The organism is Erwinia sp. LJJL01 (genome assembly GCF_047300805.2).
GTDB lineage: Bacteria > Pseudomonadota > Gammaproteobacteria > Enterobacterales > Enterobacteriaceae > Erwinia > Erwinia aphidicola.
On the sequence record NZ_CP178576.1, the window covers coordinates 3,655,886 to 3,669,616 of the forward strand.

16 protein-coding genes are annotated in these 13,731 nt (G+C 55.6%); 5 read left to right on the plus strand and 11 right to left on the minus strand.

All coding sequences use genetic code 11. From position 1 onward, the window contains the following. Positions 1-71 precede the first annotated feature (71 nt). Positions 72-992 carry a Kdo(2)-lipid IV(A) acyltransferase gene (locus ACLI4M_RS18090; RefSeq protein WP_133623967.1) on the minus strand — a complete coding sequence of 307 codons (921 nt, stop codon included), beginning with the start codon at positions 990-992 and terminating at the stop codon, positions 72-74. 294 nt (positions 993-1,286) lie between these two features. Here ACLI4M_RS18090 and ACLI4M_RS18095 point away from each other — a divergent pair, with 294 nt between their 5' ends. Next, entirely contained in the window at positions 1,287-2,333 is a 1,047-nt protein-coding gene (locus ACLI4M_RS18095) for a rhodanese-related sulfurtransferase (protein ID WP_048916429.1), read from the plus strand. Positions 2,334-2,374: 41 nt separating this feature from the next. Here ACLI4M_RS18095 and ACLI4M_RS18100 read toward each other — a convergent pair whose 3' ends face one another. The 3 genes from ACLI4M_RS18100 to ACLI4M_RS18110 form a co-directional block, all read right to left on the minus strand. Then, entirely contained in the window at positions 2,375-2,950 is a 576-nt protein-coding gene (locus tag ACLI4M_RS18100) for a YceI family protein (protein WP_133623966.1), read from the minus strand. A gap of 20 nt (positions 2,951-2,970) precedes the next feature. Then, the gene (locus tag ACLI4M_RS18105) at positions 2,971-3,525 is read right to left on the minus strand and encodes a cytochrome b (RefSeq protein WP_048916428.1); all 555 of its coding nucleotides are present in this window, start codon (positions 3,523-3,525) and stop codon (positions 2,971-2,973) included. 93 nt (positions 3,526-3,618) lie between these two features. Beyond that, complete coding sequence (locus ACLI4M_RS18110; RefSeq protein WP_166643185.1) at positions 3,619-3,774, minus strand: hypothetical protein; 156 nt, start codon at positions 3,772-3,774, stop codon at positions 3,619-3,621. A gap of 356 nt (positions 3,775-4,130) precedes the next feature. Between ACLI4M_RS18110 and proP the strand changes: the two genes are divergently transcribed. Then, on the plus strand, positions 4,131-5,627 hold the full coding sequence (gene proP / locus ACLI4M_RS18115) for a glycine betaine/L-proline transporter ProP (protein WP_062818134.1): 1,497 nt from the start codon (positions 4,131-4,133) through the stop codon (positions 5,625-5,627). Positions 5,628-5,705: 78 nt separating this feature from the next. On the opposite strand, the gene solA is transcribed toward proP, so the two are convergent. The 7 genes from solA to grxB form a co-directional block, all read right to left on the minus strand. After that, positions 5,706-6,821, minus strand: a complete 1,116-nt coding sequence (gene solA, locus ACLI4M_RS18120; RefSeq protein ID WP_048916426.1) for an N-methyl-L-tryptophan oxidase — start codon at positions 6,819-6,821, stop codon at positions 5,706-5,708. Between the two features lie 105 nt (positions 6,822-6,926). Further along, on the minus strand, positions 6,927-7,181 hold the full coding sequence (bssS, locus tag ACLI4M_RS18125) for a biofilm formation regulator BssS (RefSeq protein WP_048916424.1): 255 nt from the start codon (positions 7,179-7,181) through the stop codon (positions 6,927-6,929). 334 nt (positions 7,182-7,515) lie between these two features. Beyond that, positions 7,516-7,791, minus strand: a complete 276-nt coding sequence (locus ACLI4M_RS18130; protein ID WP_133623965.1) for a hypothetical protein — start codon at positions 7,789-7,791, stop codon at positions 7,516-7,518. 145 nt (positions 7,792-7,936) lie between these two features. Then, positions 7,937-8,182: a DNA damage-inducible protein I gene (dinI, locus tag ACLI4M_RS18135; protein ID WP_048916422.1), complete on the minus strand. Its 246-nt coding sequence runs from the start codon at positions 8,180-8,182 to the stop codon at positions 7,937-7,939. 504 nt (positions 8,183-8,686) lie between these two features. Continuing rightward, a complete protein-coding gene (pyrC, locus tag ACLI4M_RS18140) occupies positions 8,687-9,739 on the minus strand; it encodes a dihydroorotase (RefSeq protein ID WP_133623964.1) in 1,053 nt (350 codons plus the stop codon). A gap of 138 nt (positions 9,740-9,877) precedes the next feature. Next, positions 9,878-10,441, minus strand: a complete 564-nt coding sequence (locus ACLI4M_RS18145; protein ID WP_133623963.1) for a lipoprotein — start codon at positions 10,439-10,441, stop codon at positions 9,878-9,880. Positions 10,442-10,590: 149 nt separating this feature from the next. Next, the gene (gene grxB / locus ACLI4M_RS18150; protein WP_048916419.1) at positions 10,591-11,238 is read right to left on the minus strand and encodes a glutaredoxin 2; all 648 of its coding nucleotides are present in this window, start codon (positions 11,236-11,238) and stop codon (positions 10,591-10,593) included. A 274-nt stretch (positions 11,239-11,512) separates the two neighbouring features. Between grxB and rimJ the strand changes: the two genes are divergently transcribed. The 3 genes from rimJ to ACLI4M_RS18165 are packed head-to-tail and all read left to right on the plus strand — an operon-like array spanning position 11,513 to position 13,683. Next, positions 11,513-12,106, plus strand: coding sequence for a ribosomal protein S5-alanine N-acetyltransferase (gene rimJ, locus ACLI4M_RS18155; RefSeq protein ID WP_133625089.1), 594 nt, complete (start codon positions 11,513-11,515; stop codon positions 12,104-12,106). Positions 12,107-12,112: 6 nt separating this feature from the next. Then, the gene (locus tag ACLI4M_RS18160) at positions 12,113-12,763 is read left to right on the plus strand and encodes a DUF480 domain-containing protein (protein WP_133623962.1); all 651 of its coding nucleotides are present in this window, start codon (positions 12,113-12,115) and stop codon (positions 12,761-12,763) included. Then, complete coding sequence (locus ACLI4M_RS18165) at positions 12,760-13,683, plus strand: Gfo/Idh/MocA family protein (protein ID WP_133623961.1); 924 nt, start codon at positions 12,760-12,762, stop codon at positions 13,681-13,683. The genes ACLI4M_RS18160 and ACLI4M_RS18165 overlap by 4 nt, the downstream gene beginning before the upstream one ends. Positions 13,684-13,731: the final 48 nt, after the last annotated feature.

The window sequence follows — 13,731 nt, forward strand, 5'->3', positions numbered from 1 at the left end:
CCACTGCAGAAATAAATGAAAAACGGTTTCAAATAGTGGAACAGGCCGGATAACCGGCCTGTGGAGAGGGATCAGTAAAGGGAAGGTTGACCTTCCGGGCGGGTCTTAAAGCGGCGATGCAGCCACATATACTGATCTGGCGCCATCAGTACGCCGTGCTCGACCACGCGGTTCATCGCGGCGGCTGTGGCGACTTCATTGTCCAGTGGGATATCCTGAACTTCCGGCAGGATCACCATCTCATAGCCTTTACCCGACGGCAGGCGGCGTGGCACAAAAGGGATCACTGCCGGATTGCCGCTGCGGATCAGCAGGTAGCTGCCTTTAGTGGTTGCCGCCTGGTCAACGCCGAAAAACGGTACAAATACGCTGCTGCGCGGACCGTAGTCGTGGTCCGGAGCGTACCAGATAATATCGCCGTTTTTCAGGGCGCGGATCATGCCTTTCAGATCCTTGCGGTCCAGCATGCTTTTATTGGAACGCATACGGCCCCAGGTTTGCAGCCAGTCAATCAGCGCGTTGTCGTTGGGGCGGTAAACGCCAATACCCGGGTTGTGGATGCCGAAAATACGCGCGCCCAGTTCCAGGGTTAAAAAGTGCATGCCAATCAGCAATACGCCTTTACCGTCGGCAGCTGCTTTGCTGATGTGCTCCAGGCCGCTGACGCTGAACCATTTTTTGATGCGCCAGTCAGGCCAGAACCATGCCATGCCGGTTTCTATCAGGCCCATGCCGAGCGATTCGAAGTTGCGTGTTACCAGAGCTTCACGCTCGGCGGCAGGCATCTGCGGGAAACAGACTTCCAGGTTGCGCCGGGCAACCTCCACACGGCGCTTCAGAAAGTGCATTGACAGCCGACCCAGCCCGCAACCAATGTAGCGGAGCAGGGGGTAGGGCAGCATCACCAACAGGTAAAGCAGGGCAATACCCAACCAGGTAAACCAATAACGGGGATGCAGCAATGCGCGACGAAATTGAGGCAGCTGAGTCATGATTTTCCAGATCGCAAAAAAAGGGGGAACATTATAGTGCCCGTTTAAAATGAGTTATGGCCTATTGTGCCATTTTATTCGCATCAGATGAAATAAGCGCCTGTTCAGATTAGGTTTTCACGGGCAGGTAGGTCAGGTGTGCTGCTAATAGCATAGTCATAATGCGCATATTGCGCATCGCTTTTTGCGCCGACTGCTGCTATTTACAGCGTTCATGCACGACAAACCCCGGGTCTCTCAGGTATGATAGCGCCGCAAAATTTTCCCTCTCTTTAGAATTCAGGAACGTACACCATGCCAGTGTTACATAACCTTGTTTCCAATGAAGAGCTGAAGGCACGCATGCTGGCCGAAACCGAGCCGCGTACCACAGTCTCTTTTTATAAATACTTCACTATTGACGATCCGCGTGCGTTTCGCGACGCGCTCTACGTTACCCTCACCAAACTAAACGTGTTTGGCCGCGTCTACGTCGCCGCCGAGGGAATTAACGCGCAGGTCAGCGTTCCCGCCAGCCAGTACGAGCAGATGAAAGCCGCGCTGTACGCTTTCCACCCGGCGCTGAATAACCTGCGCATGAACATCGCGCTGGATGATGACGGTAAATCTTTCTGGGTACTGCGTCTGAAAGTACGTGAGCGCATTGTGGCTGACGGTATTACCGACGACAGCTTTGATGCCAGCGATGTCGGCGCCTATCTGAAAGCGGCGGAAGTGAACGCCATGCTGGACGATCCGCAAGCGGTGTTTGTCGATATGCGTAACCACTATGAGTATGAAGTGGGCCATTTTGAAAACGCGCTGGAGATCCCGGCGGATACTTTCCGCGACCAGCTGCCGATGGCAGTTGATATGCTGCAGCAGGATAAAGACAAAAAAATCGTCATGTACTGCACCGGGGGGATCCGCTGTGAGAAAGCCAGCGCCTGGATGCGTCATAACGGTTATGAGAATGTCTACCACATCGAAGGCGGAATTATTGAGTATGCCCGCCGCGCGCGCGAGCAGGGCTTACCGGTGCGCTTTAAAGGCAAAAACTTTGTCTTCGATGAGCGAATGGGCGAGCGGATTTCAGACGATGTGATTGCCAACTGCCACCAGTGCGGAGCGCCCTGTGACACCCATGTAAACTGCCTGAATGACGGCTGCCATCTGCTGTTCATCCAGTGCCCAAGCTGCGCCGAGAAGTTTCATAACTGCTGCAGCCCGCTCTGTATGGAAGAGCTGGCACTGCCGCCGGAAGAGCAGCGTGCGCGTCGTGCGGGCCGTGAAAACGGCAATAAGATTTTCAACAAGTCGCGCGGCCTGCTGAGCACCACCATGCATATTCCTGAAGAGTAACAGGCTGAACTCACCGGGCTCAGGCCCGGTGAGTGTGATGGCTACTGGCGCACGCCTTCCACCGAGATCATCAGCTCCACTTGCTGCGATGCCGGGCCCAAATCCTTATCAATGTTGAACTCTTTCAGCGCGATAGTTCCCGTTGCTTCAAAGCCAGCACGGTAGCCACCCCACGGATCTTTACCTTCCCCGGTCAGTTTTGCCGCCAGTTTTACCGGTTTAGTCACGCCGTTCAGCGTCAGGTCACCGTCTACGATCAGACCATCGCCCTGTTTGCTGACCTTGGTGGAAACAAACGTTGCCTGGGGGAACTTCCCGGCATTGAGGAAATCAGCGCTGCGCAGGTGCTTGTCACGCTCGGCGTGGTTAGTGTCGACGCTGCCGGTATTGATAGTCACGTTAACTTTGTCTTTGCCAGGGTCGGCCTGGTCAAAGGTAAAGCTGCCGTCGAAATCTTTAAACGTGCCGTAAAGCCAGCTGTAGCCCAGGTGCTTGATGCGGAACTGCACGAAAGCATGCTGCCCCTCTTTATCAATTTTGTAGTCGGCTGCGGCGGCTGTCCCCGCCGTCATCAGCAGGGCGGCGGTAGTGATGGCCAGAATACTTTTCTTCAACATGGTGTTCTCCATTCCAGAGGTTAATGGATGCGGCGGCCCAGCATCCTTTTCAAGGTAATATCACGATCGATAAAGTGGTGTTTTAGCGCGGCCAGGGCGTGCAGCCCGGAGAGGATCACCACGCTCCACGCCAGCCAAAGATGGACTTCCCCCGCCAGATCCGCCTGCTCGCCCAGCCCGGAAAACAGCGCAGGAACCGGCAGGATACCGAAGACATTGATCGGTTTGCCCTCTGCGGTAGAGATCAGATAACCGGTAATCAGAATGGCGAACAGCACGCCGTACAGCAGCAGATGCGCGGTGATGGCGCTATAGCGTACTAGCGGGGAATAGCTGCTGAGCGGTTTCGGCGGCGGCGAAACAAAGCGCCACACCACGCGTACAATCATGACCGCGAACAGCGTGATGCCGATGCTTTTGTGCAGTTCGGGAGCTTTGTGATACCAGGTATCATAATAACCGAGGGTGACCATCCACAGTCCGAGGGCAAACATTCCGTAGACCGCAGCCGCGACCAGCCAGTGCAGGGTGATGCTCAGTGAGCCATATTTTGCAGCGCTATTTTTTAACGGCATCCTGGGTTCCGCCAATAAGAATTTTAAGTCAGACTGACGGCGACAAGGGTGAAAATCAACAAATAAATTAACTGATTACTAAATTAAATCTCATCATGAAATATTTTGAATAAAATAATGGCTTATCACCAGTAAATCAGAAAGCGGGTGGCCTGATATGGCTCTGTGCTCGATTTTGTCGAGAAGATTTGCCATGGTGAGGGCAGGATCATGTTCTGTATTTTTGTCTTTAATTTCAATAAATGTCATTTTTATGTCACGTTATGTCAATAATACCTGCGGTGTAATAGTTATTTTGCTTAATGAATAGGGCGGGCGTGATAGCCGCCGGGGGCCGCCTGCCAGTGGACTCTATTAACCAGGGCGGAGAGGGTGGCGAATACGGCAGGTTTGCTCGCCAATGGCAGCGATTAGTATGGTTAACTTGAAAAATCACCGAATCTTGTATAGATTAAATTTGTGTAAGCAGCGGCAGTCTAAGATTTACCGTTCATTACCATCCGCATTTTCGCTGCGTTATAGCTTTCTTCCCCTCTGTTATTCCCCACTATTTTTCAGGCGACGAAAGCTATAAGGCTGCTCACTCACTACTAAAGGGAGCTGCTATGAGCAATACATCTGAAGGGCAACAGCCGCAGAAGAAGCATTTCTGGAACAAGAACAAAAGCGCGAAGAAGGAGCTGAGCGTCGATGATATTACTATCGTCGATAAAGACATGCTCAAGCGTGCGGTCGGCGCGGCCGCGCTGGGTAACGCCATGGAGTGGTTCGACTTCGGGGTTTACAGCTACCTGGCTGTGACTATCGGTAAAGTCTTCTTCCCCGGTGGCAGCCCGGCAGCGCAGCTGCTGGCGACCTTTGGGGCATTTGCCGCCGCCTTCCTGGTTCGCCCGGTGGGTGGACTGGTGTTTGGCCCGCTTGGCGACCGCATCGGACGCCAGAAGGTGCTGGCGATTACCATGATTATGATGTCGATCGGCACCTTCTGTATCGGGATTATTCCTGGCTATCACTCCATCGGGATTATGGCGCCCGTGCTGCTGCTGGCAGCGCGTCTGCTGCAGGGGTTCTCCACCGGCGGTGAATACGGCGGTGCAGCCACGTTTATTGCTGAGTATTCAACCGATGAGCGCCGCGGCTTTATGGGCAGCTGGCTGGAGTTCGGCACGCTCGGCGGCTATCTGCTGGGGGCGGGGCTGGTAACGGGCCTGACGGCGGCGATGCCGGAACAGGTCCTGCTTGACTGGGGCTGGCGTATTCCGTTCTTTATCGCGGCGCCGCTCGGCCTGTTTGGCCTCTATATTCGACTGAAGCTGGAAGAGACGCCGGCATTCCAGAAGCATATGGAAAAGCAGGAAGCGCTGGAGCACAGCAAACCGCGCCTTGGGTTGTGGCAGATGCTGAAGAAGTACCGTGCCTCAATGCTGAAATGTATTGGTCTGGTGCTGCTGTTTAACGTCTCCAACTATATGCTCACCTCGTATATGCCAAGCTACCTGACCGGGATCCTGGGTCTGAGCGAGCTGAGCAGCCTGCTGCTGATTCTGGTGGTGATGTTTGTCATGATGCCGCTGACCCTGTTCTGGGGCCACTGGAATGACCGTTTGGGCCGTCGTCCGGTGATCTGGGCCGGTGCCATCGGCCTGATCGTTATGGCAGTGCCGTGTATGATGCTGATTGGTACGGGCAACCTGTGGCTGGTGTTCCTGGGGCTGATTATTCTCGGGGTGATCCACACCTGCTTCAGCGGCTCAATGCCGGCGACATTACCGGCGCTGTTTGCCACCGATATTCGCTACAGCGCGCTGGCAATCGGCTTTAACCTGTCGGTTTCACTGTTCGGCGGCACCACGCCGCTGGTGACCACCTGGCTGGTGGAGAGCACCGGCAATCTGCTGATGCCGGCTTATTATCTGATGGGGGCGGGCGTTATCGGGGTGATTACGGTGTTCACGCTGCGTGAAACGGCGCGTAAGCCGCTGCGCGGCTCTGCACCCTCGGTCGGTAGCCGTGCCGAAGCACACCGCCTGGTCAATAAGCTGCGTCTGCGTCGTAAGAAAGAAGACGATGCCGCCAAAGCCGAAACGCTGACCAACAAATAACGGCCACTGACTGCCATTTAAAAAGGCTCACAGTTGAACTGTGAGCCTTTTTTTATCGTTTAATATTGCTGACGAACGTCAGGCGAAGCGCGATAAAGAGAACGGGGTTAAGTCGAACTCGCTGCTTTTACCCTGAGCAAACTGTGCGGCGATCTCACCCAGCACGCTGGCGAATTTAAACCCGTGCCCGCTCAGGCCGGTAATGATCATGCGATCGGTTTCACCAGGGAAGCGGTCGATAATAAAGTCTTCATCCGGTGAGTTATCGTAGGTACAGGCTTCACCGCGCAGGCAGACGCCGACCCCGGGTAAGAACTGACGCAGGAAGCCAAACAGTTCGTTGCCGTCCGCCGCCACGCTACCAAACGGCTTGCGGCCTGCCGGGGAGTCGATCGGCTGTCCGCCTTCATGCTTTCCGATTTTAATGGCGTTATTATCCGCCGGGAAGCCGTAATAGTGGGTGCCGTCCGGCATCTGCGCGGTAAATGCCGGAAATGTGTTGTTCTCGCTGTAGCGGCCGTCAGCCTGATGCCAGGCAAAGACCTTGCGCACCGGCGCGACCGGCAGAGCAGGGTAGAGCGTTTTCACCCAGGTGCCGGCACTCAGCAGCAGCTTGCGCCCCTGGTAAATCCCGTCTGCCGTGGTGACGGTTTGCAGGCCGTCCAGCGTGTCGATCTGGCTGACCGGGCAGTTAAACAGCTGCGCGCAGCCGGCTTCTTTCGCCAGACGGATCCAGCTTTTAATCGCCACTTCGGATTTCAGATAGCCGGAGCCGGGTTCAAAAACGCCGATATAGCCCTGCGGCACGCTGATTTGCGGCCAGCGCTGCACGATCTCGTCGCTGTTGAGGATCTGCACTTCAAGCTGGTACTGCTGCGCGCTTTGCATCACGTTCTGAATAAATTCGGACTCCTGCGGCGCGAAGTTGAGCACGCCGCTGCGCTGCATGATGCGTTCACCGCTCTGCTGCTCCAGCTCATCCCACAGCTGCTGGGCACGCAGCACCATCGGTACGTAGCGCGCACCTTCACCGTAAGCGTGACGAATTAAGCGGCTTTCACCATGATGGCTGCCTTCGCGGTGCGGCGGATGGTGACCGTCGATCATCAGTACCTTCAGGCCGGCCTGGGTGGCATACCATCCGGCGGCAGCCCCTACGGAACCACTGCCGACCACAATTAAATCGTAAACCATTTGCAGCACTCTTTTTTTTCAGGAGAGGGCAGCAGAATAGCAAATTATTGCGGGCATGAAAAAGGCACCCTGTTGTGGGTGCCCTTAGGCGAAACGTTGAGCGAATTAGTGCTTCTTGTAATCACGATCCTGGTAATCGGTCGCTTCAATCTTGGCAATGCCAGCTTCGAGAATGGAGATAAATTGTCTGGCAACATCAGTGGTCAGCCAGTAAGTCTGGCCTACATCGGCATCTTCGGCTTGCTGCTGATTAGAAGAGAGCGAATGCAGACGGATCATCATGGCATCATAGCTGTCTACAGTACTGATATCCCATCCGATGAGGGGATGTGTCTGGATGACTTCTTTGCTTCTGTCCATTAAAACCCCCTATAACTCGTGAATAATGACGATACCGGTCATACTTCAAGCTGCAGGTGCCTTGGCTTCTCTGGCTCACCCGAATCACTGACTGATGCAGGCTCATCGGGATTTGCTCATTTTCCGCCTTACTGCAACTCGAATTATTTAGGGTAACCAAGTGATTTTTCGAGGTTCAATGCGGCTTTTTTTCCATGGAGCACTGTCATTATAACAGCAATTCTCTCTTTCGCAGGATTAAATTTTAGCCTGGGTTAATATCGGGTGTTATTGGCACGCTTATTAAGCCGGGAGCCTGGGAAATAATCAACGTTAAGAGTAAAAGAAGGATTATTCAGGGCTGACTATCAGATTGTACTGATGGTGAACCCAAACGTTTTTCCAGCTCCTGCGCCAGCCGAATGAAATGCTGCTGTAGCTGTTCATCACGATTCTGGTTTTGCCCTTCAAGGCGTAAGCTGTGGATTAACAGCTGGTTAGCTTTGTCATCAAGGCAAAATGACAGCGTAGAAAACGCGTTTTCTAATACGGTCAGGCGGCGCTGTTGCTCGGCGATCATTGCCAGCAGCTCACCAAATGTCATTGCCTCTTCTGGATTATCGGCAGCCATGAAAAAAACCTCAGTAATTAATCACCGCCTCAGAATAGGTTATTCTGCCTGCGCCGTCTATCGGTGTTGCGGGGTAATAATTGGGCATAAAAAAGCCGGATAGCGTATCCGGCAAAAACGGCACAAGCGGTCGAAAGCGCAGCGCTTAATCGGTAATAAACCAGTCGTCGGCGCTTTCCCAGGTTTCCTGCAATATATCGGTGATGCGATCTTTGGCTTCTTTACCACCGCCCATCACCGTCAGGTTATTAGCGCTGGCGTAGCGTACCGAAATGGTATTGCTGCCATCCGGAAAATGCTGATCGATTCGTTTGCTAAGCTCCTGCGTCAGCGCGTCAATCGCGCCCGCGGGCAGGGATGTGGTTTTTGCTACAGTGACTTCAATACGCATGATAGCCTCCGGTTGAATTACTGTAAATATATACAGTAATACCAGCGTAAGCAAACATTATTACTGGAGCAGTGAAATGCCGGGGACGCCCGCTGAGGGATCGCCATAAACATCGATCTGAATATCATCGCGGGATGACAGGCGTCAGGTTTCATGAGGGAGGGCTGCTTTCCGCACCGGCATGAATACATCCCTGTAGCCTGGCTCACGGCCATCCCTGGCCGTAGGCCTGCTGCAATCAGCCCTCCCTCCTGCCACCCAAAGCCTCAGCGTCGCGGTTTAGAACCCACAGCGAGCACGATGATAGTGGGGGATGAGCTTGGCCTGAGGTAAGCCGGACGTCACGCGGCAGGGATGCCGCGTGCCGAGGCCCGCAGGGAGCGTCTTTTGCCGTTCCGGCGTGCTCAGGTTGAGCTCAGACCGGTTAGCGGACGATTAGCGATAGCAGTCATTTCAGGGGATCCCCAGAGGACGACTGCTTTTCTGGTCGTCCCGCTGGACAGGTTAACTCTCGACGCGCCAGTTCAGCGTCTCGCCGGCCAGGAACGGCACCAGCGTATGGCCATCGTTACCGACCTGTACGCTTTCCGGCACGGTCCACGGCTGGCGCACCAGCTTGAGGGTGCCTTCATTCAGCGGCAGCCCGTAGAAGTTAGGGCCATTTTCGGAGCAGAAGGCGGCAAAATGCGCCAGCGCGTCGATCTCTTCAAACACCGTGGCATAAGCGCTCAGCATAGACGGGGCGTTGAACACGCCGGCACAGCCACAGCTGGTCTCTTTACGGTCGCGGGTATGAGGTGCGGTATCCGTACCGAGGAAAAAGCGTGAGTGCCCGCTGGCAACCGCATCGCGCAGCGCCTGCTGATGGATGTTGCGCTTAAGGATTGGCAGGCAGTAAAGATGCGGGCGAATGCCGCCAACCAGCATGTGGTTGCGGTTAAACATCAGGTGCTGAGGGGTAATAGTGGCCGCAAGAAAACGATTGCCTTCCAGCACATAAGCAGCGGCTTCTTTGGTGGTGATGTGCTCGCACACCACCTTCAGCTCCGGAAACTGCTGGCGTAGCGGGTCAAGCACGCTTTCAATGAAACGCGCCTCACGGTCAAAGATATCGATATGGGCATCGGTCACCTCGCCGTGGATCAGCAGCGGCATACCGATCTTCTGCATGCGTTCCAGCACCGGAGCAATCGCCGCGATGCTGGTAACGCCATGCGCGGAGTTGGTAGTGGCATGCGCCGGGTAGAGTTTCGCCGCGGTAAACACCCCTTCATGAAAGCCCGTTTCGATTTCGTTCGGATCCAGGCCGTCGGTCAGGTAGCAGGTCATCAGCGGCGTAAAGGCGTGCGCGGCCGGAACGGCAGCCATGATGCGCTCGCGGTAGGCGCGGGCAGTGGCAACGCTGGTCACCGGCGGAACGAGGTTAGGCATCACAATGGCGCGGCCACAGACCTCACTGGTAAACGGCACCACGGCCTCCAGCATCTCACCATCGCGCAGATGGATATGCCAGTCATCAGGGCGGCGAATAATCAATTCTTGAGGTTGTGCGGTCATGCGATCTGCTCCGGCAAAGGGGTGGAATAGCTGTTTTTAGCCGGGTATAAAGATTAATGATAAAGCGCGGTGAATGCACCTGCTTTATACGCAGCGGGGAAAAAAACGCTGCGCGCAAGCCGCAGCGTTATCAGACGATCAGTCAGTAAATGGGATAATCAGCTCGCCCGGCTTCACTTCCAGCCCTTTGGCGAACCGTTTGGCCAGCGACTCGGCCTTACTGCGGTCGGTACTCAGCACGTAAGCGGGTTTCTGGTTGAAGTAACTTTTCAGCGACTCATTAAGATACGGCGTCAGGGTTTTCAGCACGCCCTGCATTTTTTCCGGCTGCACTTGCACATCCACCAGCTCCATATCTTTCAGATAGATAGCCCCTTCCTGCTGGTTAAACACCGGCTGTGCTTTCATTGTCAGCTTCATATCCGCTTTTTGCGGGCCAAACAGGGAAGTGATATTCACTTTGGCATTGCCGATCAGCGTGACTTTATTCGGCTCCTCGCGGCCAATCTGGCTGCTGAGGTCCGTCAGGGTGATATGGGCATCGGCCAGCCCGGCCACGCCAATCTGCTTCTCATAATTGTTGTGTTTCGCCAGCGCCTGATTAATTTCCTGCTCGCTGATGCTGTATTGGGCAATCTGATTACAGCCGGTGACTAAGCCTGCTAACAGCAGCGCACCAAGACCAAAAAATGTCTTCTTCATGTTATTCCTCTGTTTTATTCACCGGTCGACCCTACCGGGCAGCGAATAGCATGCACCACCGGGCGGCATTCGTCACCAGGACAACGCTTAACCGGCAGGGGGAAAGCACAACGGAATGTGTCGGGCCAGCAAAAACTGGCCCGGCAATATCAGGAAGCGACAGAGGATAACAGGTTGATTTGCGTCTGTTTAGCCATGTTATCGCGGTAATCCGCCACGCGGGAAGGGTACTCAATACCGGCTACCAGCGACAGCGAACGCAGCAGTGGGAACAGATGGATGTCGTCCAGCGACAGCTCGCCGCTGACGGCATTCGGCTTAACGATCAGCTTATCCAGCTTGCGCAGGTCATCATTGACGTTTTTAATCCAGCCCGCCGAGTGTTCGCGCAGCTCGGAAAAATCACCATAAGTGCCCTGCTTTTTGTTTTTGAAGTAGTCGCGCGCTTCCGGCGTGGCGAACTCGGCAAACGGCGCTTCCGCCACGCGCGGGATCAGCAGCTTGTTAACATAGCTGTTGATATGGCGCAGCCAGTCGGTGATGGCCGGATTGGTTTTTCCGGTCAGCAGCGGCTCGCGATCGATACGATCGATATAGTGCACGATATCCAGACTTTCCGGCATGCAGCTGCCGTCTTCCTTCATCAGAATCGGCGCCATTTTCTGACCAATCAGGCGGGTGGGCGTCGCTTCGTCATCGTTCAACATCACCACCAGCTCAACCGGAAGGTTTTTCAGGCCGAAGATCATGCGGGCTTTTACACAGAACGGGCAGTGTTCATAGATATAGAGTTTCACTATCAATTCCTTCTTTTGCGATATCGATGAATTAACATCAATTATCTGAATGTATTATGAAAGTATGGAAGAGAACCCGCAGAAGGGCAACCGCAGGGGCGGGTATGGCGAGGTTTTAAGCTTAATTTCGTGGATTATGCCATTTTTTATGCGGCAGCGTATTACCGGCAAACGGGATGGCGGTTATAGTGAAACGAGTAGAGTGACGCGCCGTGGTGCGCGGTCTCACTCCCCAACTCACAATGCTTTCCAGACACGTGTTTCAGGAGAAATGATGTTTGGCTATCGTACTGCTGCACCTAAAGTGCGCCTGACTACCGATCGTTTGGTGATTCGTCTGGTCAACGAACGTGATGCCTGGCGGCTGGCTGATTACTATGCTGAAAACCGTGCTTTTCTTAAACCGTGGGAACCGGTGCGCGATGAGAGCCACTGCTATCCCTCCGGCTGGCAGGCGCGGCTGGGGCTGATTGCTGAGATGCAGAAGCAGGGCAGTGCCTTCTACTTTGCGGTGATGGACTCGGACGAGAATGAAGTGCGCGGCGTAGCGAACTTTAGCAACGTGCTGCGCGGTTCGTTTCACGCCTGCTACCTCGGCTATTCGCTGGGGGAGAAGTGGCAGGGGCAGGGGATGATGTTCGAAGCGCTGCAAAGCGCAATTCGCTATATGCAGCGGCAGCAGCGCATGCACCGCATTATGGCTAACTATATGCCGCATAATCAGCGCAGCGGCAATTTACTGGCGCGCCTCGGTTTCGAAAAAGAGGGTTATGCCAAAGAGTACCTGCTGATCGATGGACGCTGGCAGGATCATGTCCTGACGGCACTGACCTCCCACGAATGGACGCCGGACCGGCGCGGAGTGTAATTTCACATGATCAAATCCCCTTTTACCGCCGTTGAAGCGCGGGTGATCGGCTGCCTGCTGGAAAAGCAGGTCACCACCCCGGACCAGTATCCCATGTCGCTGAACGGCGTAGTGACCGCCTGTAACCAGAAGTCTAACCGCGAGCCGGTAATGTCGCTGAGCGACAGCGAGGTGCAAAACACACTCGACCTGCTGGTAAAAAAACATCAGCTCACCGCGCTAAACGGCTTTGGTAGCCGGGTGGTGAAATATGAGCAGCGTTTCTGCAACTCGGAGTTTGGTCAGCTGAAGTTCACTCCTGCAGAGGTGGCGGTGATCGCCACGCTGCTGCTGCGCGGCGCCCAGACGCCGGGCGAGCTGCGCACGCGCAGTTCGCGCATGCATGACTTTGCCGATATGAACGAAGTGGAGCAGACGCTGGAGCGACTGACGCAGCGCGAAGACGGTGCGCTGGTCGTGCGGCTGGCGCGCGAGCCGGGCAAGCGTGAAAGCCGCTATATGCACCTGTTCAGCGGAGAGGTGGATGAGAGCCTGGCCGCCAGCCCGCAGCCGGAAACGGACAGCGGGCTGGAAGCGCGGGTACAGCTGCTGGAGCAGCAGGTCGCCACGCTGCAACAGCAGCTATCCGCGCTGCTGGCAGAGGGGGAGGGCACATGAGCGGCTTGAAAGTGGGCATCGTCGGGCTGGGCGGCATTGCGCAGAAAGCCTGGCTGCCGGTGGTGACCCGCACCGACGGCTGGCAGATTGCCGGGGCATTTTCGCCCAATCAGCAAAAAGCGCGCCCGGTCTGCGACAGCTACCGCATTCCGCTGCACGCATCGCTGGACGATCTCGCCGCCGCCAGCGATGCGGTGTTTGTCCACAGCAGCACCGCCAGCCACTATGAGATCGTTAATCGCCTGCTGCGCGCGGGCATCGATGTCTGCGTTGATAAGCCGCTCGCCGCTACGCTAAGCGAGGCCGAGCGGCTGGTGGCGCTGGCGGAAAAGCGCGGGCGCAAGCTGATGGTGGCGTTTAACCGCCGCTTTGCCCCGCGTTATCTGCAGCTGCAGGCGGCACTGCAACAGCCTGCGTCACTGCGCATGGATAAACATCGCAGCGACAGCGTCGGGCCCAACGATCTGCTGTTTACCCTGCTGGATGATTATCTGCACGTGGTGGATAGCGCGCTGTGGCTGTGCGGCGGGGAGGGTAAGCTGCAAAGCGGCACGATCCAGACTAACGACAGCGGGCAGATGCTCTACGCCGAACACCATTTTAGCGTGGGGGGGACGCAGGTGACCACCTGTATGCATCGCCGCGCCGGAAGCCAGATGGAGCGAGTGATGGCGGTCGATGATGGCGCAGTCTACCAGCTGAGCGAGATGCGTGACTGGCAGCAGGAGCAGGCGGGCGTCGTGACCATCGACCCGATCCCCGGCTGGCAAACCACGCTGGAGCAGCGCGGATTTGTCGGCGCGGCGCACCATTTCATCCGCTGCGCAGAAAATCAGACAATGCCGCAAACCAGCGGCGAGCAGGCGCTGATGGCGCAGCGGCTGGTGGAGAAATTATGGCGTGAAGCCGAGCGGGAATAGGGTACAGGGGCGGAGGGCGGACCGAAAAAGAGGGTCCGCCCCTACAAC